Annotated in this window: 22 protein-coding genes and 1 pseudogene; 4 read left to right on the top strand and 19 right to left on the bottom strand. The window is 66.6% G+C overall.

Annotated elements, in window-relative coordinates; all coding sequences use genetic code 11:
• Positions 1–54 precede the first annotated feature (54 nt).
• Positions 55–285 (bottom strand): annotated as a pseudogene (locus QNA09_RS29145) (steroid 3-ketoacyl-CoA thiolase); the annotation flags it as partial.
• Between the two features lie 218 nt (positions 286–503).
• Positions 504–1595, bottom strand: coding sequence for an ABC transporter substrate-binding protein (locus tag QNA09_RS29140; RefSeq protein WP_169833866.1), 1092 nt, complete (start codon positions 1593–1595; stop codon positions 504–506).
• 155 nt (positions 1596–1750) lie between these two features.
• Between QNA09_RS29140 and QNA09_RS29135 the strand changes: the two genes are divergently transcribed.
• Both QNA09_RS29135 and QNA09_RS29130 read left to right on the top strand, forming a co-directional pair.
• On the top strand, positions 1751–2818 hold the full coding sequence (locus QNA09_RS29135; protein WP_082899722.1) for a zinc-binding dehydrogenase: 1068 nt from the start codon (positions 1751–1753) through the stop codon (positions 2816–2818).
• Positions 2819–2849: 31 nt separating this feature from the next.
• Positions 2850–4277: an aldehyde dehydrogenase gene (locus tag QNA09_RS29130; protein ID WP_064257015.1), complete on the top strand. Its 1428-nt coding sequence runs from the start codon at positions 2850–2852 to the stop codon at positions 4275–4277.
• 194 nt (positions 4278–4471) lie between these two features.
• On the opposite strand, the gene QNA09_RS29125 is transcribed toward QNA09_RS29130, so the two are convergent.
• Genes QNA09_RS29125 through QNA09_RS29100 form a run of 6 tightly spaced genes read right to left on the bottom strand, consistent with a single transcriptional unit; the run spans position 4472 to position 10413 of the window.
• A complete protein-coding gene (locus QNA09_RS29125; RefSeq protein WP_219130577.1) occupies positions 4472–6118 on the bottom strand; it encodes an AMP-binding protein in 1647 nt (548 codons plus the stop codon).
• Positions 6069–7205 (bottom strand): hypothetical protein, encoded by a 1137-nt coding sequence (locus QNA09_RS29120; protein WP_064256983.1) that lies wholly within the window; start codon positions 7203–7205, stop codon positions 6069–6071. The genes QNA09_RS29125 and QNA09_RS29120 overlap by 50 nt, the downstream gene beginning before the upstream one ends.
• Positions 7202–7621: a Zn-ribbon domain-containing OB-fold protein gene (locus QNA09_RS29115; protein WP_082899724.1), complete on the bottom strand. Its 420-nt coding sequence runs from the start codon at positions 7619–7621 to the stop codon at positions 7202–7204. Before QNA09_RS29115 ends, QNA09_RS29120 begins: the two co-directional genes overlap by 4 nt.
• Positions 7618–8463, bottom strand: a complete 846-nt coding sequence (locus QNA09_RS29110) for a MaoC/PaaZ C-terminal domain-containing protein (protein WP_064257017.1) — start codon at positions 8461–8463, stop codon at positions 7618–7620. The genes QNA09_RS29115 and QNA09_RS29110 overlap by 4 nt, the downstream gene beginning before the upstream one ends.
• The gene (locus tag QNA09_RS29105) at positions 8463–9359 is read right to left on the bottom strand and encodes an SDR family NAD(P)-dependent oxidoreductase (RefSeq protein WP_064256984.1); all 897 of its coding nucleotides are present in this window, start codon (positions 9357–9359) and stop codon (positions 8463–8465) included. The genes QNA09_RS29110 and QNA09_RS29105 overlap by 1 nt, the downstream gene beginning before the upstream one ends.
• Positions 9340–10413, bottom strand: coding sequence for an MBL fold metallo-hydrolase (locus QNA09_RS29100; protein ID WP_064256985.1), 1074 nt, complete (start codon positions 10411–10413; stop codon positions 9340–9342). The genes QNA09_RS29105 and QNA09_RS29100 overlap by 20 nt, the downstream gene beginning before the upstream one ends.
• Before the next feature lie 159 nt (positions 10414–10572).
• Here QNA09_RS29100 and QNA09_RS29095 point away from each other — a divergent pair, with 159 nt between their 5' ends.
• The gene (locus tag QNA09_RS29095) at positions 10573–11469 is read left to right on the top strand and encodes a LysR family transcriptional regulator (protein ID WP_064256986.1); all 897 of its coding nucleotides are present in this window, start codon (positions 10573–10575) and stop codon (positions 11467–11469) included.
• On the opposite strand, the gene QNA09_RS29090 is transcribed toward QNA09_RS29095, so the two are convergent.
• Genes QNA09_RS29090 through QNA09_RS29060 form a run of 7 tightly spaced genes read right to left on the bottom strand, consistent with a single transcriptional unit; the run spans position 11403 to position 18236 of the window.
• Positions 11403–12314 carry a LysR family transcriptional regulator gene (locus tag QNA09_RS29090; RefSeq protein ID WP_064256987.1) on the bottom strand — a complete coding sequence of 304 codons (912 nt, stop codon included), beginning with the start codon at positions 12312–12314 and terminating at the stop codon, positions 11403–11405. The genes QNA09_RS29095 and QNA09_RS29090 overlap by 67 nt on opposite strands.
• A gap of 36 nt (positions 12315–12350) precedes the next feature.
• Entirely contained in the window at positions 12351–13499 is a 1149-nt protein-coding gene (locus tag QNA09_RS29085; protein ID WP_064256988.1) for an acyl-CoA dehydrogenase family protein, read from the bottom strand.
• A gap of 16 nt (positions 13500–13515) precedes the next feature.
• Entirely contained in the window at positions 13516–14550 is a 1035-nt protein-coding gene (locus tag QNA09_RS29080; RefSeq protein WP_156665292.1) for a CaiB/BaiF CoA-transferase family protein, read from the bottom strand.
• Entirely contained in the window at positions 14547–15311 is a 765-nt protein-coding gene (locus QNA09_RS29075; protein WP_064256990.1) for a crotonase/enoyl-CoA hydratase family protein, read from the bottom strand. Before QNA09_RS29075 ends, QNA09_RS29080 begins: the two co-directional genes overlap by 4 nt.
• Entirely contained in the window at positions 15308–16297 is a 990-nt protein-coding gene (locus QNA09_RS29070; RefSeq protein ID WP_064257018.1) for a nitronate monooxygenase family protein, read from the bottom strand. Before QNA09_RS29070 ends, QNA09_RS29075 begins: the two co-directional genes overlap by 4 nt.
• Positions 16298–16311: 14 nt before the next feature.
• On the bottom strand, positions 16312–17094 hold the full coding sequence (locus QNA09_RS29065; protein ID WP_064256991.1) for an enoyl-CoA hydratase/isomerase family protein: 783 nt from the start codon (positions 17092–17094) through the stop codon (positions 16312–16314).
• The gene (locus QNA09_RS29060) at positions 17091–18236 is read right to left on the bottom strand and encodes a thiolase family protein (protein ID WP_064256992.1); all 1146 of its coding nucleotides are present in this window, start codon (positions 18234–18236) and stop codon (positions 17091–17093) included. The genes QNA09_RS29065 and QNA09_RS29060 overlap by 4 nt, the downstream gene beginning before the upstream one ends.
• A gap of 407 nt (positions 18237–18643) precedes the next feature.
• Here QNA09_RS29060 and QNA09_RS29055 point away from each other — a divergent pair, with 407 nt between their 5' ends.
• Positions 18644–19579, top strand: a complete 936-nt coding sequence (locus QNA09_RS29055) for an ABC transporter substrate-binding protein (protein WP_064256993.1) — start codon at positions 18644–18646, stop codon at positions 19577–19579.
• A gap of 49 nt (positions 19580–19628) precedes the next feature.
• Here the strand turns inward: QNA09_RS29055 and QNA09_RS29050 are convergent, their stop codons facing one another.
• The 4 genes from QNA09_RS29050 to QNA09_RS29035 are packed head-to-tail and all read right to left on the bottom strand — an operon-like array spanning position 19629 to position 24814.
• Complete coding sequence (locus tag QNA09_RS29050; protein ID WP_064256994.1) at positions 19629–20231, bottom strand: TetR/AcrR family transcriptional regulator; 603 nt, start codon at positions 20229–20231, stop codon at positions 19629–19631.
• A 13-nt stretch (positions 20232–20244) separates the two neighbouring features.
• The gene (locus tag QNA09_RS29045; protein WP_064256995.1) at positions 20245–22425 is read right to left on the bottom strand and encodes a 3-hydroxyacyl-CoA dehydrogenase NAD-binding domain-containing protein; all 2181 of its coding nucleotides are present in this window, start codon (positions 22423–22425) and stop codon (positions 20245–20247) included.
• Positions 22426–22436: 11 nt separating this feature from the next.
• Positions 22437–23648 carry an acetyl-CoA C-acetyltransferase gene (locus QNA09_RS29040; protein WP_064256996.1) on the bottom strand — a complete coding sequence of 404 codons (1212 nt, stop codon included), beginning with the start codon at positions 23646–23648 and terminating at the stop codon, positions 22437–22439.
• 23 nt (positions 23649–23671) lie between these two features.
• Positions 23672–24814, bottom strand: a complete 1143-nt coding sequence (locus QNA09_RS29035) for an acyl-CoA dehydrogenase family protein (protein ID WP_064256997.1) — start codon at positions 24812–24814, stop codon at positions 23672–23674.
• Positions 24815–24855 lie beyond the last annotated feature (41 nt).

The raw sequence follows: 24855 nt of genomic DNA, 5'->3' as shown, positions 1-24855 counted from the left end.
CTTCGTTCAGTTACGTATTGCTAAGGTTAAAGATTCAGACCGTCTCATACAAAGCAGCACCGCCACCCGCCCGACCGTGCCACCCTGCTCACCCGCCTGGGTGACACATCCGGTCAACACGTCGTCGACCAGCGCAGGGTCGAGATCGCTGCGGCGAATCAGCTCGCACAGCACCTGCCCGAGTAGTTCTGTGGGATGCAGTGAGGACAGCTCGCCGCCAGGCTTGCCCTTCGCCATCGGCGAGCGCACCGCATCGACGATGACGACCTCCTCGAGTCGGTTCATCGACGTGCCACCGCCGCCTGTACGTGGTTCAAGTCGCGCACCATGGGGTCCTTCCTTCCTCGTGACGAGATCACGACACGAGCATTGTTTTCAAACAGCCTGGCAGTCAACGGCTTTCACGGATTGGAAATCCGACGCACCCCCTCGGGGATACCTATGCCAGGCGGCCCGCACGCTCCTTCTGGGGTGCGGACCGCCGTGCCCTGCGGAGCAGTTCGTCAGCTCGACCCGGTCATCCAGTCGCGTGAGCAGGTGTTCGCAGCTTCGACGAAGCTCGGGTCGAAGAGGGTCGTCACGTCCTGAGGCTCGCCGTACTCGAGTCCACCATTCTCGAGCGAGAAGTCCTGCAACTCGGTGAGGAACTCGTCGACTCCGTCCATCGACAGTGTCGGATCGAAGTAGAGGAGCGGGGACTGCTCGACGACCGACTCGTCCGTCTCGAGCAGGGCTGCGAGTTGGGCACGCACCTCAGGATCCTGACGGTAGTCACCCTGCAGGTTTTCCTCGATGGTGCGGCTCACCACCTGGAGAAACTTCACGACCGTCTCCGGTCGATCCAGGAACTTCGGGCCGGCGATGAGCGACGTTCCGGTGACGCCGGGTGCGTAGCTCGCAATGGGGCGCAGGTTGTTGTTCTTGGCGGCCTCCACCTCGAGCGGAGACGCAATCCAGGTGGCGGCGACGGCCTTGTTCTCCAGCGCGACCAGCGCGTCAGCACCGACCAGCTGCTTCAGCGTGACATCGCCGATGTCCAGATCGACGCTGGCGAGCGCGTTGTCGAGGATCAGACCGCCGATCCCAGTTCCGGATGTCGGGGATCCGACGCTCTGCCCGGCAAGGCCCTTGAGATCCGGTTCCGGTCCGGTGCCGACGTAGTCCACGTGCGCCCAGTAGCCCGGCAGCGGCGTGCCGGGTTCGTACTCCTGCTGTGTATCGAACGGCATCATCCACTGCACGTCGACACCGCTGTCCACGGCGTTGAAGTGCGCGGCGGAGTAGCTTGTCATCTGGGCGTCAATTCGCCCCTGTGCCACGAGCGGGATCGCTTCGGCGGATGGAATCTTCTCGAGCGTCACGTTGAGCCCGGCCTTGTCGAACGCCCCGGTCGCCTCGGCGAGGAGTACCGACGAGAACACCCCTAGGTTGGATCCGGCCGAGATGACGATCTCGCCGGTGGTCGACGCATCCGGGCACGCGGCGCCAGCGGAGCCACCACCGTTCGCCGACGTTGTCGGACTGCTGCACGCAGCGAGACCAGCTGCAAACAAGGCGGAGGCGGCGGCGAGCGCTGCGGCTCGACGATTCGGCACGTACATCACATACCTTTCATTCAGTGGAATCTGATTAGATCCAGCTGAATGCTATGGGTGGTTAGTTTGTGATGTCAACCACATAGTACGAATAGTGTGATGTGCTAACTTCCAATGAAGGAAAGCAAATGTCTTTGAGTGAAATCTGGTGAGCCGTGAAGGGCATACTGTGGACCGGCGATGAGGTCCAGTACGTGGAGGATCTAGAGGTGGGCGAACCTGGCCCCGGTCGGGTCTCCGTAGACATCGACATCGCTGGCTTGTGTCACAGCGATCTCAAGCCGGTGGCGGGCGACATCCCGCAACTGACGCCGGTCGTGCTGGGCCATGAAGCCATCGGTCGCGTCGCTGGTCTCGGGGAGGGCGTAAACCCAGCCTGGCTGGGCAAACGCGTGACGCTCACCGTCCTCCCGTCATGCGGAACGTGCGAGTTCTGTTCCAGCGGACGCGAACACTGGTGCCGGGCGAGTGCCGCACCCGCACCGTCGCCGTTCACAAGGCATGGCCGCCCCGTGCACCAGTTCGTCAGACTCGGGGCATTCGCGTCCCGCACGGTGGTCGGGGTGTCGCAACTCATCGAGTTGCCCGAGTCCCTCGACGCGCTCGTCGGCGCGATGCTCGGGTGCGCCACGGTCACCGCGTTCGGCGCGGCCAAGCAGCAGGCGCGCATCGGCGAAGGTGACAGCGTCCTCGTCACGGGTGTCGGGGGCGTGGGCCTGAACTCGATCATCGCCGCTCGGCACTACGGGGCGCGCCACATCACCGCATACGACGTGCACGAGAGCAAACGTGAACTGGCCTTCCGCTGCGGAGCGGACGAGTTCCACACACCCACGACGGCCGGCGCCATCGCGTCGATCGCACCCGCGGAGGGATTTGACGTCGTGCTCGAGTGCACGGGGGCGGCACCGGTGCTGCGGGAGGCCTTCCACTCACTCGGCTGGGGCGGCAGATGCGTCATCGTGGGCCTGCCCGCTCACGGCACCGATGTGGGTCTCGAGATCCGCGACTTTTTCAACGACAAGTCGCTCCACGGATGCCGGATGGGCTCGGTGTCGCCGCAGCACTTCATCCCCCAGCTGGCCGCCTCGATCGAGCGGGGAGAACTCGACCTGTCACCTGTCGTCTCCGCTCTCGTTCCCCCACAAAATGTGAACGACCTGATCACGGCACTCGGCAGGGGCGAGCTTGCCCGCGGGTATCTCGACTTCCGTGGCCACTGACGAAGCACCGTCCGAGACGAAGGATGAGTTGATGTACACGACCTGGATCGACGGCGACGCGATCACATCTACCGCGACCTACGGTGTCTACGACCCCGCGACGGGTGCGGAGATCGCCTCCGTACCCGAATGCAGCCTTGCAGACACCGAACGAGCGATCGATGCCGCGGATCGTGCGCGCCGCAGCTTTGCGGCCACCGACCTCGACGTTCGGCGCAAGTTTCTGGATAGGATCGCCGACCACCTCGAGACCGATCGGGAGTCGCTGACGGAGTTGGCGATTCGCGACACCGGCGCTCGCATCGACGTTGCCCGCACGCTGCACGTCGACGGCGCGGTGGCGCGGTTCCGCCAGTGGGCGCGCACCCCGGCTGAGGCCCTCACGCCCGCAGCGCCGGCCGACGCCGCAGGTGTTTCTGCCCGCCTGTACCGTCGCCCGGTCGGGATCGTCGGCTGTATCAGCCCGTACAACTTCCCGCTCCTCGCGATGTCTGCGAAGGTGAGCGCCGCACTGTTCTCCGGGAACGCGGTGGTCATGAAGCCCGCGCCCCAGGACCCGCTGCTGGTGATGGAGCTGGGTCGTATCGCCACCCTGGCCGCCGGCGAGCTGGGCCTGGACCCCGGTGTCGTCGGAACGCTCACCGGATCGACTCCGGCCACGGGCGAGGCACTGGTCGCCGATCCCCGGGTGGGCGCGATCAGTTTCACGGGCAGCACCCATGTCGGTCGCGCGATCTTCGCCAACGCTGCGCCTCAGGTCAAACGCCTTCTGCTGGAGCTCGGGGGCAAGGGCGCCGTCATCGTGCGGGCAGACGCCGACCTAGACCAGGTAGTCGCCAACGTCACCCGGACCTGGACTCTGCAGTCCGGCCAGGTGTGTCTGACGCCGTCACGGATCCTGGCCCACGAGTCGGTGGCGGACCGTCTGGAGGATCGACTGGCGACCGTGCTCACCACGCTGCGGAGCGGAGACCTGCGCGACCCGAACACGTCGGTTGGGCCAGTCATCTCCGCGACACAGCGTGACCACATCGAGCGGCTCGTCGGGTCCGCCGCGGCCGCGGGACGGCGGGTGCATCAGTTCACTGATCTCCCCGACAAGGGATTCTGGACCGCGCCGACGCTTGTGGCCGGAGCCGATGCGCACGACGACGTCATGCGCATCGAGGCATTCGGACCAATCATGGCGCTCAGCACCGTCCGCAGCGACAAGGAGGCCGTCGAGATCGCCAACAGCCTCGAATTCGCACTGTACGACTACGTCTTCAGCGCCGATCTCGAGGCTGCCGAAGCCGTCGCATCCCGACTCGACGCCGCACAGGTCGGCATCAACACCACGGCCCGGCATCCACTGGCACCCTTCGGCGGCAACAAGCACAGCGGTATCGGACGGACGGGCGGCACGTACGCCCTGGACGCCTACACGAACCTGCAGGCGTTGATCGCCCGGGACTCCTAGCCGCGCACCCGCGACACCGCCCCGAACGTGCTCCCGTCGGCAGAACGCCGGCGGGAGTTTACGCATGCCCGCGGGCAGTCGATGGACCTGACATTACGATGCACATGAACAATGCACATGACATTGGCGGGTGTCGAGAGTGGGTCCACTCTCAACACCCGCCAAAGTCGGAACCGACTGTGCTTCAGCACTTCTCAGTTCGAACCGTCGACACCAAGCGCGCTCGCCAGTGCGCCGCCGTTCGCGAAACCGGACTCCGCGACGACCCGCTCACGCACCACCCGGCGGAGCAGCTTGCCCACCTCCGAATGCGGGAGCTCGTCGACGAACTCGAACGTGCGGGGAACCTTGTAGCCCGCGATCTTCGTCCGCAGTGCCGTCTCCACCTCCGCGCGCAGCGAGTCGTGATCCTCGACTGGCTCCGCGGTCACGACAACGGCGTGGACCGACTCGCCCCATCGCGGATCGGGCCGGCCCACCACGCAGGCCTCCCGGATGGTGGGCAACTCGACCAATGCGTGTTCGATCTCGGCGGGATAGACGTTCACACCACCCGAGATGATGGTGTCTGCGGTGCGGTCGCAGAGGTAGAGGTACCCGTCGTCGTCGAGATATCCGATGTCGCCCAGCGTGATCTCGTTCGCGATGCGTGACGATTTCGTCTTCTCGGGCGCGTTGTGATATTCGAACGGCGTCTTGGCGTTCTCGAAGTAGATCGCCCCGATCTCGCCGGGTGGCAACCCTTCACCGTTCTCCCCCCGGATGGTGATCCGGACCCCGGCCCGCGCACGTCCGACGGATCCTGGTCGGGCCAGCCACTCCTTGGAGGTGATGAGCGTGGCCGACCCCTCGGTGCCTCCGTACACCTCGTTGAGGACGGGACCGAGCCAATCGATCATCGCCCGCTTCACCGACGGCGGGCACGGCGCCGCCGTGTGGATGACGGTCCGGAGACTGGATACGTCGACTCGGTGGGAATCCCTGACCTCCAACATGTCCTGCATCATGAGTGGGACGAGGTATGCCCAGGTCACCTGGTACTGCTCGATGGCGTCGAGCGCGGTCACAGCAGACCAGCGAGGCAGGATGACGACCGTGTGGCCGACCTCCAGTGCCTGGTCGGCGTACGACAGCGGGGCGGCGTGATACATGGGAGCGACCGAGAGATACACCCCACCCTCGTGGTTCACGTCATACTTCTCGGCCCGCTCGACGGCCGCCGCGGCGACCGCGTCCGGCCCGCCTGCAGGCAGCGGGCGACGAACCCCCTTCGGCTTGCCGGTGGTTCCTGAGGTGTAGAGCATCCTGCTTCCGCCAGCGGAAGACTCCGGTCGGGTCAGCGGGTGCGCCTCGACTTCTGCGTTGCCTCCGGTCCGGTCGAGCTCGACGATGCGATCGGTCGGGAGGCCGGCCAGCAGGCACGCCTCCCGGACGAGTCTGGCGTACTCCGCAGTGGTGAATACGATCCGCGCATCGCTGTCCTGGAGGATGTGAGCCACTTCCGGGGCGGCGAAGTGCCAGTTGATCGTCGTCAGGTACAACGGCTGCTGAAGAACAGCGCGCTGTACCGCCAACAGAGCCGCGCCGTTGGGCAGCAGCACGCAGACCGACGCGCCGGGATCGAGGTCACGGGCGACAATGAGGTGAGTCAGCTGATTCACCCGGGCCGCGAGGTCGCCGAACGAAGTGGTTGTGCCGTCGGGGTCTACGACCGCCGCTCGATCGGGCGTGGTCTCGGCGTACGAATAGAAGCTGCGCATAATTTCTCCTTCACTATATCCATATGTCCAGTCAACGGGGACGGCCGAGAATGGTGACGGCAGCAGCGGTGAACATTCCACCGAACCCGAGGGCGAGGCTGGTACCAACCACCCCCGCGTCGGCGTCCGCCTCGCCCCGGATCTGGCGCACGGACTCCGTCAACGCGAACATCCCGTACATGCCGGTATGTGTGTAGGCGAGGCCGCCTCCGTTGGTGTTGAGCGGGAGCGCACCACCCGGGCTCGTGCCGCCGTCGGCGATGAACCGTGCCGCTGCGCCGGGTTCGAAGAAGCCCATGCTTTCTAGTCCGATCCACGGCAAGTGCGCGAAGGCGTCGTAGTTCATCACGTGGTCGATGTCGGAGTGCTGCAGCCCCGCCTCGGCAAAGGCGTCGCCTGCGGCCTGCCGAGCCGCACGCGAGACGCCGGCGTCCGGCATATACGCGACCATCAGCGAATCCGTGCCCTCGCCGGTGCCGAGGACCTCGACCGCCCTGCCCTTCTGGGCAGGACCGACGTCCTCCGCCCGGACCAGCACGAGGGCTCCACCGCCGTCCGTCACCATGCAGACCTGCGGGACCCGGAACGGCCACGCCAGGACCGGCGCCGCGAGCACCTCGTCGATCGTGACTCGGTCGCGGCGTCCCGCCCGCGCGTTCTGGTGCGACCACTCCCGCTGCGCGACGACAACCGCCGCAAGGTCGGACTCGGTCAGACCGTGGTCGTGCATATAGCGAAGCGCGGGCAGGGTGAATTTCGTGTACGGGGCGCGTGCCCCGTACGGTTCCTCGAACTGCCCAACCAGGGCGGCAGGATCGCGGGGCCGGGGGGGTACACCGACCCGAGATCGGTTCGATTCACCGTGGGTGATGAGCACCGCGTTCGCGTGCCCGGCCCTCAGCGCGGCCGAGGCGTGGCGGACGTGGGCCATGAATGAGCACCCGCCGACATTGGTCGTGTCGACCCATCGGGGCTGCACGCCGAGGGCGTGTGCCACCTGGTGGGGTGAGTAGGCCCCCGCGACACCGTCGATGTCCCCGATCCCCACGCCCGCGTCGGAGAGTGCCCTCAGGCCAGCCTCGACGTTCAGCTCCAGCACGGACTGGTCCGGAATGCGGCCGAGCCGTTCGGTTTCCGCGGCACCGATGATGTGGCAACCGGTGGTCATGCGTGCTCCTCCTGAACCGTGAAGACCGGGATCTGCTGGTTCCCGCGTGGTTCGAACTCCACCCGTACCCGCCGGTCCATGAGAGACATGTCGTGTCGGGCCTCCACTCCTCGAATCACGGAGAGCAACCGCGGGCCCTCGTCCAACTCGATAACGGCGACAACGTACGGCGCGGCGGCGGCGAACGCTGGCTCGGTCCGTTCGACGACCACGTAGCTCCAGATGCGCCCCGTGCCCTGTGCCCGGAACCACCCGAGTTCCCTGCCCCCGCAGCTCGGACAGTTCAGCCGTGGGTATCCGATCGCCTCGTCGCAGCGCGCGCATCGCTGCAGGTGCAGTTCTCCCCGTCGCGCCGCGTCCCAGTACGGCGCGGTGAGCGGCGTCGGCTCCGGCACCGGCATGGGCTCCGTGGTCACAGAGTCACCCCCCTGGTCGTGCGTATCCGGCCGCCGTCGACGACGACACGTTCGCCCACGCGTGCTCGGTAGACCAACTCGCACTCATCCACCTGTGCCACGTCGATCTCGATGGACTCACCGGGAAACACCGGGTTGCGGAACTGTCCGTCGATCTCGGCCACCGCACCGACGTCGGAGCCGAGTACCCTGCCGATCACCGTGCGCGCAACGGTCGCCCAGGTGCAGAGCCCGTGGAGGATCGGCCGGCCGAAACCGGCACGGGCGGCGAATGTCGGATCGCTGTGCAACGGATTGCGATCACCGCACAGCCGGTAGAGCAACGCCTGGTCGTCGCGGGTGGACGCCGTCACGCTCGCGCCCCACATCTGCTCGACTAGGGCCGGACGTTCGCCGCTCGACATCGGCTTCGAGCCGAGACCCCGCAGGAAGTAGGACGAGTGTGACGTGAACAGCGGCGTCCCGTCGGCATGATTGCGAGCCATGGCTGCCGTCTCGAGTACCACGCCCGTACTACGATCGGTCATCGACACGATGCTCGTGGTGACGTCGATCCGTCCCTCTGCCGGCAGCGTCGCGTGCAACTCCACCCGCTGCCCCGCGAAAACAATGCAGTGCGAGGGGAACTCGCCGACAAGGTGTTTGACCGGCCGCAGCGAGCCGCCCAGCACCGCCGCGAAGGTCGGGAGTGCCTGCAGTTCAATGCCCTGCGAGTTCTCGGTGACGAGGTGCAGGTCCTGCGGGCCGGAGCCGACCGCGAGGTTGTAGAGCAGCGTGTCGTCCGTCGTCCAGTCGGCACTCCACGGTTCGGAACCGGCCCCGACGTTGTCGTAGAGCAACATCACTTGGGCCCGCGCATGTCTGCGTTCGGGCGAGCGATCTCGAGCAACTCGTGGAGCGTCTTGTCGAGCGTGTCGATGTCATCCGCAGGCGGGGCGCTGGGACCGTGCGACCAGCCCTCGGCGACGGCCACTTTTCGCCCGGAGGAGAGGAAGACCCGCCCGGTGACGTCGGCGCTGCGTGGCGAAGCGAGCCACTCCACCACCGCTGCGGGCCAGCGGGGTGACATCTCGTCGTTCACGGTGGCCGGATCCCGGCCGGGGATCGAGGCGACCATCCTGGTCGCGGCTCCTGGGCTGATGCAGTTGGCGGTCACGCCGAAGCGGGCAAGTTCGAGTGAGGCGACGATCGTCATCGCGGCGATACCCGCCTTGGCTGCCGAGTAGTTGGCCTGCCCGACGTTGCCGAAGAGCCCCGACACCGATGTCGTGTTGATGACCCGCGCATCCACCTTCTCGCCGGCGTCGGCGCGTTCCCGCCAGTGCACTGCGGCGTGATGGAGCGTACTGAACGTACCTTTCAGATGGACGTTGATCACCGCGTCGAACTCGGCCTCCGTCATTTTCGCGATGGTCCGGTCGCGCAGGACCCCAGCGTTGTTGACGAGGACGTCTAACCGTCCCCAGGTGTCCACCGCTAGCCGGATCAGGTCCTCGGCCTGGTTCCAGTTCGAGATGTCGTGCCCACTGAAGATCGCCTCGCCTCCCGCGCTGGTGATGCGGTCGACTACGGATGCGGCGGGCGCATCAGGGTCAGGCCTACCGTCAAGAGTCACACCGAGGTCGTTGACCACCACCTTCGCGCCCGCGGCGGCGAGCCGTTCCGCATACGCGGCACCGAGTCCCTGCCCTGCGCCGGTGACGATGACCACCCGGCCTTCACACGAAGCTACGGTCATTTGCTCCACTCTCTTTCGTTGAGTTCGGGCGCCAGCGTTCGCCGGCGTCGAGTACTGCGCGTCCTTGCCTTCGCAGATGTACAAGGTGCGCCAGGGTCTCTTTCACCGCGAGGTTGGTCGCGCGGAAGTCCTGCTCACCGATCGGCCGGTGCCAGCTCAGCGCGAGTGCCACGTCGTAGCAGGAGATCGGTCCGCGCACTCGCAACACCGTCGCGATCTCGTCGAGCCGGTCGGTGTGGTGTTCCTGCAAGTCCCGCACCCGCTCCCGCGCCCCTCGGAATCGGAATTGATGGGCGGGCAACACTTCCCACTCATCGCACAGCGCGACGCGGTCGAGCGACGAGAGGTAGAGCGCCAGCACGTCGTCCTCGAGGTGGTACAGCTGGCTGATGTTCGGCGAGATCGTCGGCAGCAGGTGGTCACCGCTGAACAGCACGCGGGCACGCTCGTCCGCGAAGCAGAGGTGGCCTGGGGTGTGACCGGGGGTCCACCACGCCGTGAGGGTGCGGTCCGCGACCTCGATTCGATCACCGTCGGCCACAAAGTCCACGCGGTGCAGCAGGTCTGGTGCCAGCCGCGGCGATCGGAGCGCGCGCTCGCCGATGCGGACAGGGTCCGGGCACCCTGTCGTCGCCATGAGACTCCGCCATACGGCCGTTCGTGCCTCGTTGAACGCAGACCGGTCGGGCCGCACGGTGTCCGCGTCCGCGATATGGAGCCACACCCTCGACTGCGGCGCGTGCTCGAGCAGTCGCGGTGTGAGGCCGAAATGATCCGGGTGCATGTGTGTGATCAGGACACGGGTCACGTCAGCGAGGTCGAATCCGCACTCGGCGGCTCCGCGCACGAGCGTGGTCCACGCCTCGTCGGTGTTCAGGCCGGGGTCGATAAGGACGCAACCGTCGTCATCCGCAATCAGGTAGCAGAGTGTGTATCGGATCGGGAGGCTGCCGGCGGGCACCGGAACAGCCCACACGTCGGGAGCGATCTGCTCGACGGCGGGAAGTCTGCGGGCAGACCAGGCGTCCCGTTGTCGACTACCTGTGCAAATCATGACAGTCCTCCGCGTTGTTTGGCGTTGCCCTGAAGCCAAGCCGAAGTGGAGCACGTCACACAAAGTCCAAACGTCGAAATCGTCGGTCGGAAGTGCCTATGGCTGGGTAAAGGCTGTGAGCGAGTATGGATTCCGTCACGATCCTTGTAGGCTGATGCCATGGATCTACGGCTGCTTCGGTACTTTGTTGCGGTAATCGATCACGGGAACGTCACCGCTGCGGCGCAGGCCCTCTACATGTCGCAGCCGTCGCTGTCGCAGGCTATGCGGACTCTCGCAAAGCGCCTCGACGTCACCTTGTTCACCCGGGTCGGGCGGCAGCTACAACTGACGCCGGAGGGCCGCGAACTGGAAGTGCAAGCCCGCGAGATCATCGAACAGGTCGATCTGGCCCGCGCCCAGGTCGAAGAGGTCGTTCAGCTGCGGACCGGGCGGGTCACGGTGGCGACGTCGAGCACCTTCGGGGTGTTTCCGCTCCCGGCCATCGCACGGGCAATGCTCGCGCGCCATCCTCAGATACAGGTTGTCGTGCTCGACGGCCGGTCCCCGGAGGGAGCGGCGACGCTCGTTCGCAACGGTGCGGCCGAGCTCGGTTTCGTCGAGCTGCCGATGCATGAGGAGTCGCTGGTCACCCACCTGCTCGGCAGCGAGGAGATTGTCGTGGTCGGCGCCGAGTCGGTTATCGGCGACGGGGCGGAACCCTTGACCAAGGCGCAGACCCGGCTGCTGCCGTTTGCGCTGCTCGACCGCGCGAGCGCGGGACAGTCGCGTTCCGCGCGGCACATCGTCGCGGTGGCCGAGCGAGTGCTCCTGACCGCAGCCGAGCGCGAAACCCTTTGGGACGTAGTGTCGTACGGAGCAGTTGCGACCTTCGTCTCAGACGCAGCCGCCGACATCGTGCTCCCGGGGACACCACGTCGGTCGCTCTCTCCGCCCCTGCTCCGCGACGTCGGACTGGTCCATCGCACTGGACCGCTGACACCCGCAGCTCAAGCCTTCGTCCGCGCGGCGAGATTGGTCTCCGCTTCCGCCCTGCAGACCTCGACGAAGTCCTGAGTGACGCCTGATTCCCGATCCTCGGCCCACAGCAGGTGGACGTCACGTTCGAGGACAGGGTTCAACGGGCACACCACGGCGCCGATGTGCTCCGCACGGGCCCGGTCCCGGTCGGTGATGAAGCTCGACCCCAGCCCGGCGGCGACCAAACTCAAGCGGTCCTCCCGGCGGGAGGCGCGTAGGGGAACCCGCCGCGGTGAACCGAGCAGGCTGAAGTGCTCCGCCAATGCCGGATAGATGTCGGAAGACGAACTGGACAGAACCAGCGGGCGTTCGGAGAGATCTTCCAGGGTCAATCCCTCCGCCGGAACCACGGTGCCGGGAGGGTGAACGGCGAGAACGGTTTCGGTGTCCAGAACGAGCGAGGAGAGATCGTTCGCCTGGGCGGCCGTCCGCCCGACAACGACGATCGCGACGTCGGCCATCCCACTCTTGACGAGATCGGCCGCGTCCGTCGCGTTCGCCGCGCGGGTCGTGACCACCGATGCCCGTGAACTCTGTCGAAGAAAACTGGCGATGCACCGTGGCCCCGCCCCCGAGGCCGAGTTGTCGATCAGACAGACGGTGAGCCGAGCCGCGGCAGCGCCGCCGTCCTGTCGGATGGCCTCGGGGGTTGCTGCGGCAAGTCGTGTCAGGCGCCGCGCGGTTCCAAGCATCGCGTACCCGGCCGAGGTCAGGGCCATCCCGGTGCCGAGCCGGTAGAACAACGGTGTCCCGAGCTTGCGCTCAAGCGTCTGCAGTGCCTCCGAAATGGTGGCCGGGGAGGCCTGCAGCACGGAGGCGGCGGCGCTGATGCTTCCTTGCTCGCTGACCACCACGAAGAAGCGTAGCTGCTGCAGCTCCATTGCCCCTCCGATCCTGGTCGGGCGGAGCCGGGGAGATCACAGCCCGATCGACTTGGCGATGATGCCCCGCTGCACCTCGTTGGTGCCGCCATAGATGCGAGAGATTCGAGAGTCAGTGTACATCCGGCTGATCCGGTACTCACTCATGAACCCGTACCCTCCGTGCAGTTGCAGACACCGATCGATGACACGCGACTGCAACTCCGTGCAGTACACCTTCGCCATGGACGCCTCGGAGGCGGTCAGCTCGCCGGCCTCGTGCGCGAGCATGTACTGGTCGATCAGTGCTCGACCTGCGGCGATCTCGGTTCGGCAGGAGGCAAGTTCGAACTTCGTGTTCTGGAAGCCGGCGACCGGCTGGCCGAAGACCTTGCGTTCCTTGACATAGTCGATTGTGATGCGCAGCGCGGTCTCCGCGGAAACCTGGGCTCCGAGGGCGATACCCAAGCGTTCACCGACCAGGTTGTGGGCGAGATAGCTGAACGCCGCCCCCTCCTCTCCGAGGAGGTTGCCCATGGGGACCCGCACGTCCTCGAAGAACAACTCGGCGGTGTCAGTGGCCTTCTGACCCATCTTCTCGAGGTTGCGACCTCGGCTGAATCCGTCGAAGTGCGACTCGACCACGAACAGGGAGAGCCCCTTACGGCGCTCCTCGTGCGTGCTCGTGCGTGCCGCGACGATCACCAGATCGGCGTTGATGCCACCGGTGATGAACGTCTTCTGCCCGTTCAGTACCCAGTCGCCGCCGTCCTTTCGGGCGCTCGTCCGCATGCCGGCCAGATCGGAACCCGTCGCCGGTTCCGTCATCGCGATGGCGCCCATGCGACGTCCGTCGACCATGTCCGGCAACCAGCGCTTCTTCTGCTCTGGGGAACCGTTGGCGAGGATGTAGGGAATGACGAGGTTCGCATGGGTCCCCACTCCCCCGAGAGCCACACCCGCGCGGCTGCATTCCTCGGTCCACACCGACTGATACAGGAAGCTGTTCTCCAATCCGCCGCCCCCGTACTCCTCCGGCACTCGCAGTCCGAACAGGCCGAGATCGCCGACTTTCGTGTAGAAGTCGTGCGGCACCTTGCCGGACTTCTCCCATTCGTTGAAGTGCGGCACCACCTCGCGTTCGAGGAAGGTCCGCACGGACCCGCGGAACGCCTCGTGTTCAGGCTGGTAGATCGATGTGGTCATGGCGTCTCCTTGATTGTCAGTCCCGGCGAGAGGAGCCGAGTGCGGTAATCCGTGGCGCGGGTTCCGGCAACGCGAATCCGTTGGCGTCCGTGGAGAAGACAGCGCGTTCACGGTTGTGAGGATGATGCGGGGCCTCATGCATGGCCAGAACTGGCGACACGCACGCGTCGCGCCCAGCGAAGTGCTCGACCCATCCGTCCCGGTCGCGAGTTGCGAACCGGGACTCGAAGAGTCGGCGATGCTGCGGCCAGGCATCGCGGTCGTGCTGGTCTCGGGGGTCCACCTGGTCCGTCAGGTCGAGACCGTCCAGGAGCTCGCGATAGAACTGCGGTTCGATGGCCCCTACTGCGACATGACGACCATCGGCGCAAGTGTAGGTGTCATAGAAGGGTGCGCCCCCATCGAGCAGGTTCCGGCCTGCGGGCTCCGACCACCGACCCTCCGCGGCAAATCCCCACGTCATGGCCATGAGGGCAGCGGACCCGTCCACCATCGCCGCATCGACGATGGCACCGACACCGGTGTCTTTGGCTCTCAGGAGCGCACTGACCAGACCGAACGCGAGCATCATCGCACCGCCTCCGAAGTCACCCACCACGTTGAGGGGAACCACCGGTCGGTCCGGCTCCCGGCGAATCGAACCGAGTACGCCACTGACCGCGATGTAGTTGATGTCGTGCCCGGCACTGTCGGCAAGTGGGCCGCTCTGCCCCCACCCGGTCATACGGCCGTAGACGATCCCGGGCCTCACGCCGGCCACGTCGTCTGGTCCGAGGCCGAGCCGTTCCGCGACGCCGGGACGGAATCCTTCGATCACGGCGTCCGCGTCTGCGACGAGCGCCAAAACCTCCTGGCGGCAGCTCGGATCCTTGAGATCGATCTCGACGATCCGCTTTCCGCGGTCCAGGACGGCCGGGCGCGGCACGGCGCCGGGTCGAACGAGACGGGTCACCTCTGCACCGTGGTCCGCCAGCATCATCGCGCAGAACGGTGTCGGGCCGACACCGCCGAGCTCTACCACGCGAATGCCGGTCAGCGGCGCCGGGCTCATGACCGGGTCCACACCGGGCGCCGCTTCTCGGCGAACGCCGCGGCACCCTCACGCGCGTCGTTGCTCGTCGCGATCGGCGCGGTGATCGGCGCCTGCCGGGCGAACCTGTCCTCCAAATCCCAGTCGACGGACTCCACGAATACTCGCTTGCTCGCCGCGACGGCGAGGGGCCCGTTCGCGGCGATGGTGGCTGCCAGCTCGAGTGCTCGATCCAGCGCCTGCCCGCCGGGGGTCACGTGATTGACCAGGCCGTAGTGATGTAGGCGCCCCGCGTCGATGGGCTCACCGGTCAGAATGAGCTCGAGCGCGATGTTGGCCGGGATGCGCTCGCGAAGGCGGAAGAGCCCACCTGCCGCCGCGACCAGGCCACGTTTCGTCTCGGGAAGCCCGAATCGGGCGGTTTCAGAGGCGACCACCAGGTCGCATGCCAGCACGAGTTCAAATCCTCCCGCCAGCGCCCATCCCTCGACCGCTGCGATCAGCGGCTTCGTCGGCGGCCGCTGTGCAATCCCGCCGAACCCGCGACCGGGAATCGACGGCTTCTCACCGCGGAGGAAGCCCTTGAGGTCCATTCCCGCACAGAACGCGGTCCCCGTTCCAGCGATGACCGCCGCCGACAAGGTGTCGTCCGACTCTAGGTCGTCGACGGCCGCCCCGATGCGCTCGGCCATCGCGAGCGTCATGGCATTGCGCGCGTCCGGTCGGTTGAGGGTGATGAGTAGTACACCGTCGGTGCGTTCGATCAGTACTTCGTCGGTCATGCGAACTGTCCGTTCGGAACGGGAACCAGCGGAGCGAGCCGGTTCGCGATGAGATCGGTGGCTTCGAGGACAATGCGCTCGACGAGTTCCGCCACTGTGGGGACGTCGTGAATCAGGCCTTGCGACGTGCCGACGGTCCAGATACCCAGGTCGGGATCGCCGTTCTCGTACACCCGGCGCCCCCTGGCCCCTGCGACGAGTTCGCGAATGTCTTCGAACACTGCACCGTCGTTCAGGCGCCGGACCACCTCCCGGCTGACGTCATTGCTGGCAACGCGCGCCGTGTTGTTCAGCTGACGGAAGATGAGTTCCGTTGCCCGCTCATCGGCGTTGACGATGGCGTCCTTGATGTCCGGGTGGATCGGCGACTCCTGGGTGCACATGAAGCGTGTCCCCATGTTCACCCCATCGGCGCCGAGCGCGAGGGCCGCGACGAGCCCTCGGGCGTCGGCGATGCCACCCGAGGCGATGACGGGAATCGACACGCTTTCGACGGTGCGCGGTATCAGCACGAGTCCTCCGATGTCGTCCTCACCGGGATGGCCCGCGCACTCGAAGCCGTCGATGCTGATCGCGGCAACGCCGAGGGACTCGGCCTTCATCGCGTGCCGGACGCTCGTGCACTTGTGAATGATCTTGACGCCGTGCGGGCTCAGCATCTCGACGATATGAGCGGGCAGATTGCCTGCTGTCTCGACGATCCTGACCCCGCTGTCCACGATCACCCGGCAGTACTCGTCGTACGGGGGCGGATTGATCGTGGGCAGGATCGTCAGGTTGACGCCGAAGGCGCGATCGGTCAGCCCTCGGGTCCGCTCGATTTCCGCTGCGAGCGCGGCCGGAGACGGCTGGGTGAGCGCAGTGAGGAAGCCGAGAGCTCCAGCGTTGGCGACGGCGGCGGTCATCTCCGCCCGTCCGACCCACTGCATCCCGCCCTGCACGAGCGGTACGTCGATCCCGAACAGCTCCGTGAAGGGTGTGCGTATCGGTCCGGGTGTGGTCACAGTTGCCACCGTCCTTCGAATCGCGGTGTCTCGCGGGCCACCGCAGCGGCGCGACCGACCGGTGCGTCGGTCGCGAAATTGATGAGTTGGGCGTCGTTCTCGCGCGCGACGGCCTCGGCGAACGTGCCGTTGAACGCAGCGTTGACCAACGCCTTGTTCTGCGCGAGCGCGACTGGTGGTCCGGCTGCGATCCGTGCCGCCAGCTCGGCAACCGTGGATTCGAGATCGGCCGCGTCCACCAGCCGGTTCACCAGCCCCAGCTGATGGACCGCCGTCGCGTCGAGTAGGTCCGGCAGGAACAGGAGTTCCTTCGCGCGGTGCACCCCGACCATCCGTGGCAGCAACCACGATCCGCCGCAGTCGACCGACAGGCCGCGCCGGGCGAAGATCTGGGAGAATCGCGAACGGGTCGTGGCGACGACGAGATCGCAAGCGAGAGCAAGGTTCCAGCCCGCGCCCACCGCGTCGCCGTCGACCTTGGCGATCGTCGGCACCGGGATCTCGTGCAGCGCGACGACGGCACTGGTGATCAACCGCATCCGGGCGGACGGGTGCGCCGCCGGACCCCCACCCGCGGTGACATCGGCGCCGGAGCAGAAGGTGTCCGCGGCGCCCTGCACCACCATCGCTCGCGTGGTCCCGTCGTCAGCCACATCCTCGACGGCCTCGCGCAGCGCGATCCACGCGGATCGGTCGAGCGCGTTCTTGCGGTCGGGGCGATTGAGGGTCAGTGTCGTGACCGCACCGTCGCGGGCGACCAGCACACTGGGTGTGCTCATGCGAGAGCCTCCACGACCGTCGCGTTCGCCATGCCGCCGCCCTCGCACATGGCTTGCAGGCCCCAGCGACTGCCCTCCCGCTTCATGCGATGGACCATCGTGGTCATGAGCCGGGCGCCGGACGCACCGAGCGGGTGCCCGAGAGCAATGGCGCCGCCCTGCGGATTCGTGCGTGCTGGGTCGGCGCCTGTTTCCGTCAGCCAGGCTCCGAGGACCGACGCAAACGCTTCGTTCACCTCGAAGGTGTCGATGTCGTCGATCCCGAGACCCGCTTTGGCGAGCACGGCCGCCGTCGCCGGGATCGGGCCGGTCAGCATCGTGAGTGGGTCGGAGCCAACGACACTGAATGAGTGCAGGCGCGCCATCGGGGTCAGGCCGAGTTCGGCGGCGCGCTCCGACGTCATCAGGAGCAGGGCCGCGGCCCCGTCCGAGACCTGGGACGCGGAGCCGGCAGTGTGCAACCCGCCGAATGCGGGCTCGAGCGCGGCGAGGGTCTCGGCGGTCGTCTCGGGTCGGATGCCCTCGTCGGCCGCCACCACGTTGCCGTTGGGGGTGGTGACGGGAAGGATCTCGTCGGCGAACGTTCCTGTGCGTTGCGCCTCGGCCGCACGGTGGTGGGACACGGCGGACAGTTCGTCGAGTTGCCGTCGCGACAGCTGCCACTCTTCGGCGATCCGGTCGGCGCCGGTGCCCTGATTGAAACGGGTGATCCCGTATCGCTGTTCCAGGCTGGGCCCAAGTGCCGACTCCACCCCCATCCGGGCGGTGCCCATCGGGACCCTGGTCATCGACTCGACTCCCGCGGCCACCACGATGTCCTGCATACCTGACAGGATCGACGCTGCGGCGAAATGTACTGCCTGCTGCGATGATCCGCACTGTCGGTCGACGGTGACGCCGGGAACGGATTCCGGCCACCCTGCGGAGAGCGCAGCCATCCGTGCGATGTTCCCCGCCTGTTCCCCTGCCTGGGACACACAACCCATGATCACGTCGTCCACCAGGAGGGGGTCGAGGCCCGACCGGTCGATCAGACCGCGCAGGACCTGACCCGCGAGTTCCACGGGATGCACATCGGCGAGGCCCTTCCTGCGGCGACCGATGGGGCTCCGCACGGCTTCGACGATGACGACGTCACGCATAGGGGTTCCACCTTTCCAATTCCGGGACTTTCGGGTTCTTCCGATTGAATGCGGCCCGACCAGCGCCGAACAAGGACCAGTTGCCGACGGGCGGTGCCGGAGAATTGAATGGGTTCCGCGAAGGAGCAGGTCAGGGCTGCGGAGGCCGGCTACGGCGGGTTGGCGCGACGCTCCCGTTCGTTGACACCACACAGCGCCGTGATGTGGTCTGCGTCTCATCACATCCATGACCCGTTCCCACGGAAGGCCCCCACATGCGCCCACTGAGAAATGTGCTCACCACTGCCGCCTTCGCGGCGGTCGTACCCCTCGCTCTGACTGGTTGCTCCACACCCGAAGGAACCAATTCCACTGCAGCGGAAGGTGGCTCGTCCGAGGCATGCCCCACGTCGTCGGCTCGCGAATCGGTGACGCTCGCCGCCGGGCAACTGATCGAGGGAATGGCGCCTGTGCTGCTCGCGATCGAAAGCGGAGCGTTCGATGAGGCGAACCTGGATGTCAAGATCGAGCCGCTGCCCACCGCGGACGCCCTTCCCCAGATCGCGCAACGCAGACTCGACGGGCAGATGACGTCGTTCAGTACCGCCAACTTCAACATGGCCAACAGCGGGATGAACCTGCGGTGGGTGATGCCGTTGTACGAGCTGCCGTCGACGGAAGAGACGGAGGAGCTGCCCGGATACTGGGCGAACATCCGGTACGTGGGGACAGGTGACGAACTCGACCTGTCAGGTCTGAAGGGTCAGCTGATCGCGACGCCTGTCGCGCCGGCCGGGACCGGCGCGGGTGCCAAGCTGCTCGAGAAGTCGTTGACTGAACAGGGCATGACCCTTGACGACGTAAAGTGGACGGTGCTCAGCGGCGCGGATTCGCTTGCGTCACTGGAGAACGGCGCGGTGGCGGCGGCGTGGCTGTCGCAGCCGTTCGAGCGGATGGCAGCGAAGGACGAGAACCTCCGTTTGCTCGGGACGTACGAGCCGGGCGTGAACGGCAGCGCACTGCTCGCCGGCCCGTCGCTCGGTGACCGCCCCGAGGTTCTCAAGCGGTTCATGATGGTGGTCGGGGACGTGTCCGAGAAGTATCTGCAAGGCAACTACCGCGGGAACCCGGAAACGGTGCGGTTGCTCGCGGCGGCACTCGACCAGGACGAGGCGTCGCTGCGCGAGGGTGTTCCGTTGACGTTTGATCCAACCCTCAGCATGGACGGCGCTGACACGTACGTCGAGGAGCTGCAGGAGTGGACGATGGCCCAGGGCAACCTGGAGTACGACACACCCGTTCCGACCGACCGACTGGTGGACACGGAGACGGTAGCCGCGGCCGCGGCCTGCCGTCAGGGCTGACCGTCGGCGGGTGGGGGCCGACACTCCCCTCAACCCCCACCCGTCGCGGTTAGCGGACGATTCGCTCGCCCAGAACTACCAGCGTCTCGCTGAGAACCTCCCGCACCTGATCCTGTGTGAGGGTCTCGTGGTCCACCCATTCCCGCACTGCGGCCTTCACCATCCCGCCGTACGCACGGATGGTCGCCAGTGCGGTGACCCGCGCGCTCCCGGTGCCCGTGAACCCGATCGCCTCGAGAACCCGATCGGCCGCTTGGTTGTCGGCCTCGTCGAGGATCGCCCGCAGTTCAGGGTCGTTGCCTCCCCCATCAACGCCGACCGCGAGCCAGGTCCGACCGTGGGCCGCCAGAACCTTCATCAGCCAGTCGACGGACGCGGTCACCCGCTCGCGCAGCGTCCCCTCAGGGAGGTCCACGTCGTCGAGCATCGGGACGAACATCATCGCACGCACGACTTCGAGGTACAGGTCTCGTTTGGTCCCGAAGTAGTGGTGGAGCAGCCCTCGGGCGACACCGGCCTCTTTGGCGACCGCCGCCATCTGGACGGACCCGTAGGGTTGCTCACCGAAGACCCGGATGGCGGCAGTCAGGATCGCAGACCGCCGCTCATCCGGCTCCAGGCGTCGCCACCGAGGTTCGAGGTTGGTCGTCATGGCGTCAATGCTGTCACAGCAGCCGCTCGCCTCTCGCAGCCGACGCACGTAGCGAACCTGCGACCACGAACCGGTCGCCGTAGCGTTCCCGAAGTTGATCGGCGCGGGCAACGAATCCGGCGAGACCACCATTGTATTGGTTGATGTACTGCAGCGCGCCTCCCGTCCAGGCGGGAAATCCAATCCCCATGATGGAGCCGATGTTCGCCTCAGCGACGGTGGTGATCACACCCTCGTCGTAGCACTGGTAGGCCTCGATCGCTGCGGCGACGAGCATCCGCTCCTTGGCGTCGTCGAACGGGATGTCGACGAACGGGCGGTGGTAGTCCTCGGCTATTCGCGGCCACAGACCCAGCCGCTTGCCCGCCGGCCCGTCGTACTCGTAGAAGCCGCGGCCCTCGAGTCGCCCCGGTCGGTCGAACTCCTCGAGCATCCGGTCGACGAGCGGGTAAGAGGCGCTGGGTACGAACGGGATGCCACGGGACTTCGCGTCGGCGATGAATCCGGCGCGGATCTTCGCGATGGTCTTCATGTTGATCTCGTCGAAGAGTGTCAGTGCGCCAGCAGGGAATCCGGCCTGCAGCGCGGCCTGTTCGGCGCTCGCCGGATGCATGCCTTCTGCGACGAGGGACAGCGCCTCGTCCACGAACTTGGCGATGACGCGGTTCGCGTAGAAGCCGTACACGTCCTTGACGACGATGGGTGTCTTGCGAATCTGCTTGACGAAGTCGAGTGCGCGGGCCAGTGCCTCGTCGGAGGTGCTCTCGCCGACGACGACCTCGACGAGCGGCATCTTGTCGACAGGGGAGAAGAAGTGGAGACCGATCACGTTGTCCGGGCGGTCGACGGCGGAGGCCATCTCGCCAATCGGCAGGGCTGAGGTGTTCGAGGCAAGTAGCACGTCGTCGTTGCCTACGTTGGCGGCGACCTCGGCGAGGACCTTCTTCTTCAGCTCGACATCTTCGAACACCGCCTCGACGACGAGGTCGGCATCCTTGACGTCGGCGATGTTGTCTGTTGCGAGGATCCGGCCGAGAACAGCGTCGCGCTTGACCTCGTCGATACGCCCCTTGGCCACGGACGCGTCGAGCAAACGTCGGGAGTAGTCCTTACCGCGCTCGGCCGCATCCATGGTGATGTCCCGCAGAACCACTTCAGCACCAGATAGCGCAGCCACATAGGCGATTGCCGCGCCCATCATGCCGGCGCCGAGGACGGCGACCTTCTCGGCGCGGCGCTCCGGGTAGTCAGTGGGCCGGGTCTGGCCCTTGTTCACGGCATTGAGGTCGAAGAACAGTGCCTTGATCATGTTCGCCGACACCTGGCCGCAGATCAGGTTCGTGCAGTAGCGGGTCTCGATGGCGAAGGCGGTGTCGATGTCCACCTGTGCACCCTCAACCGCGGTGGCGACCACGGCGATCGGGGCCGGCATCGGTGCACCCTTGAGCTGCTTGCGTACATTGGCCGGCACAGCGGGCAGGTGGGCGGCGAGGGCGGGTGAGCTCGGGGCCCCACCAGGGATTCTGTAGCCCTTGCGGTCCCAGGGCTGCGCAGCATCGGGGTTCTCGGCGATCCACGCCTTCGCGCGGGCGAGCATCTCGTCGGCCGTGGCGACGACCTCGTCGACGATGCCGACCTTCAGCGCCTTCGACGGATTCATCCGTTGGCCCTGGCCGACGACGTTCAGGATCGCGGGGGTCACGCCGAGCATGCGGACGACGCGGGTGACGCCGCCGGCGCCGGGCAGGACGCCGAGGGTGACCTCGGGCAGGCCGAGCAGGCTGCCCTTCTTGTCCAGGGCGATCCGGTGGTGCGTGGCGAGCGCGACCTCGAAGCCGCCGCCGAGCGCGGTGCCGTTGATCGCGGCGACGACGGGCCGGCCGAGGGTCTCGAGGCGGCGGAACGACTCCTTGAAATGATCGAGCCCGGCAGCGATCTCGGCGGAGTCGGCGGGACCGGCGTTCATCAGCTTGTTCAGGTCGCCGCCAGCGAAGAACGTGTCCTTGCCCGAGGTGACGACGACACCGGTGATGCGGTCCTTCTCGTCCTCGAGGCGTTCGACGATCAACCGGAGTGCGACTGCCATCGAGTCGGTCATGGTGTTGGTGGGCTGGCCGGGATCGTCGATGGTGACCGTGACGACGCCGTCGGCGTCCTGCTCCCAGCGAATGACGTCGGTGTGGTTGTTGGTCATGACGGTTCTCCTCAGACCCGCTCGATGATGGTGGCGACGCCCATGCCGCCGCCGATGCAGAGGGTGATCAGGGCGCGGCGGGCGCCGCGACGCTCGAGCTCGTCGACCATGGTTCCGGTCAGCATCGCTCCGGTGGCGCCGAGCGGGTGGCCCATCGCGATCGCACCTCCGTTGACGTTGATGACGTCGTCGGCTATGCCGAAGTGCTGCTGGTAGTTCAGGACGACGGACGCGAACGCCTCGTTCAGCTCGAACAGGTCGATGTCGTCGACCGTGAGTCCGGCCTTGGCCAGCACCTTCTCGGTCGCCGGGACGGGACCGGTCAGCATGATCGTGGAGTCGGCGCTGCTGGTGGCGGTCGCGACGATGCGCGCCCGCGGCGTCAGTCCGGCGGCCTCGCCCGCGGCCTCGCTGCCGACGAGCACCAGCGCGGAGCCGTCGGCGATACCGGACGAGTTGCCGGCGTGGTGGACGTGGTCGATCTTCTCGACCCAGTGGTACTTCTGCAGGGCGACGGCGTCGAAGCCGCCGAGCTTGCCCATGTCGGCGAACGACGGCTTGAGTCCTGCAAGTGCTTCCGCGGTGGTGTTGCCGCGGACAAGTTCATCGTGGTCGAGCACCACTGCACCGTTGACGTCACGGACCGGCGCGATCGACTTGGCGAAGTAGCCGCCGGTGATCGCGGCCGCGGCCCGCTGCTGCGAGCGCACCGCGTAGGCGTCGACGTCGTCGCGGGTGAAGCCGTTGATGGTGGCGATCAGGTCGGCCGCGACACCCTGCGGGATGAAGTAGGTCTCGTAGTTGGTGATCGGGTCCATCGGCCAGGCGCCGCCGTCCGTGCCGAGCGGGATGCGGGACATCGATTCGACGCCGCCGGCGAGGACGAGATCGTCCCATCCGGAGACGACCTTCTGCGCGGCGGTGTTGACCGCTTCGAGTCCGGAACCGCAGAAGCGGTTGAGCTGGACGCCGCCGACGGAATCGGGGAGTCCGGCGCGCAGGGCGATGGTCTTGGCGATGTCGGCGCCTTGGTCGCCGACCGGGGAGACGACACCGAAGACGATGTCGTCGATGGTCGCTGGGTCGAGCTGCGGGTGACGGGCGAGCAACTCGTGGACGAGTCCGACGCCGAGGTCGATCGGCTTGACGCCGTGCAGTGCGCCGGTCTTCTTTCCGCGGCCTCGCGGGGTGCGGATGGCCTCGTAGATGAAGGCGTGGGTCATGTTCTGCTCCAGTGCGTTCGGGGTCAGAGGAATCGGGCGATGAGGTCTTTCATGACCTCGTTGGCGCCGGCGTAGATGCGGGCGATGCGGCCGTCGACGAAGAGGCGGGCGATGGGGAACTCCTCCATGTAGCCGTAGCCGCCGTGCAGCTGCAGGCATCGGTCGATGACCTCGGTCTGCCGGTCGGAGCACCAGAGCTTGATCATTGCGGCGCGTTTGACGTCGAGTTCGCCGCGCAGGTGCCGCTCGATGGCATCGTCGACGAAGGTTCGCATGACCTCGAGGGTCGTGGTGATCTCCGCGAGTTCGAAGCGGGTGTTCTGCAGGGCGAACAGCGGTTTGCCGAACGCGTGACGTTCCCGGACGTAGGCGAGTGTGTGCTCGTATGCCGACTCGACCGCGCCGAGTGCCGCCACGCCGACGATGAGGCGTTCCTGGGGCAGTTGTTGCATCAGTTGGATGAAGCCCTGCCCCTCGGCGGTCCCGAGCAGGTTCGCGGCCGGTACCCGGAGTCCGTCGAAGAACAGCTCGGTGGTGTCCTGGCCCTTCTGGCCGATCTTCTTGAGCTTGCGGCCGCGGACGAAGCCCGGGGTCTCGTCGCCCACCTCGGCGGCGAGCAGCGAGATCCCGGATGCGCCCTGCTTGGGGTCGGTCTTGACCGCGATGATGATCAGGTCGCAGGTGGCGCCGTTGGAGATGAACGTTTTGGCACCGGAGATCACGTAGTCGTCGCCGTCGCGGACGGCCTGGGTGGTGATCGCCTGGAGGTCGGAGCCGGTTCCCGGCTCCGTCATCGCGATCGCGCCGATCCACTCACCGCTGGCGAGCTTCGGCAGCCAGCGTCGCTTCTGCTCTTCGTTGGCGTAGGCGAGAATGTAGTGCGGGACGATGCCGGTGTGCACGCCGAGCTGCATCGACATTTCTCCGCCGCGGACCTGCTCGCGGAACAGCACCGCTTCGTGCGCGAAGGTGGCGCCGCCGCCGCCGTACTCCTCCGGCACGGACATGCAGAGCAGGCCGAGTTCACCGGCCCTGCGGTAGAGCGCGCGGTCGGGTTGCCCGGATTCGGCGAACTCCTCGCGCCGGGGTGCGACCTCCTTGGTGAAGAAGTCGCGGGCGAGTGCGGTGAGATCGTCAAGTTCGGTCGTCAAATGGTCCAGCGACATGACTGGGGTTCCTCTCGAGGATGTGGTGGAGATGCGCTGTT

The sequence above is a fragment of the Rhodococcus sp. AH-ZY2 genome (genome assembly GCF_030916465.1).
Taxonomy (GTDB): domain Bacteria; phylum Actinomycetota; class Actinomycetes; order Mycobacteriales; family Mycobacteriaceae; genus Rhodococcus; species Rhodococcus ruber.
The sequence above is the reverse complement of the archived record's forward strand: the minus strand, read 5'-3'. Positions and strand labels throughout refer to the sequence as shown.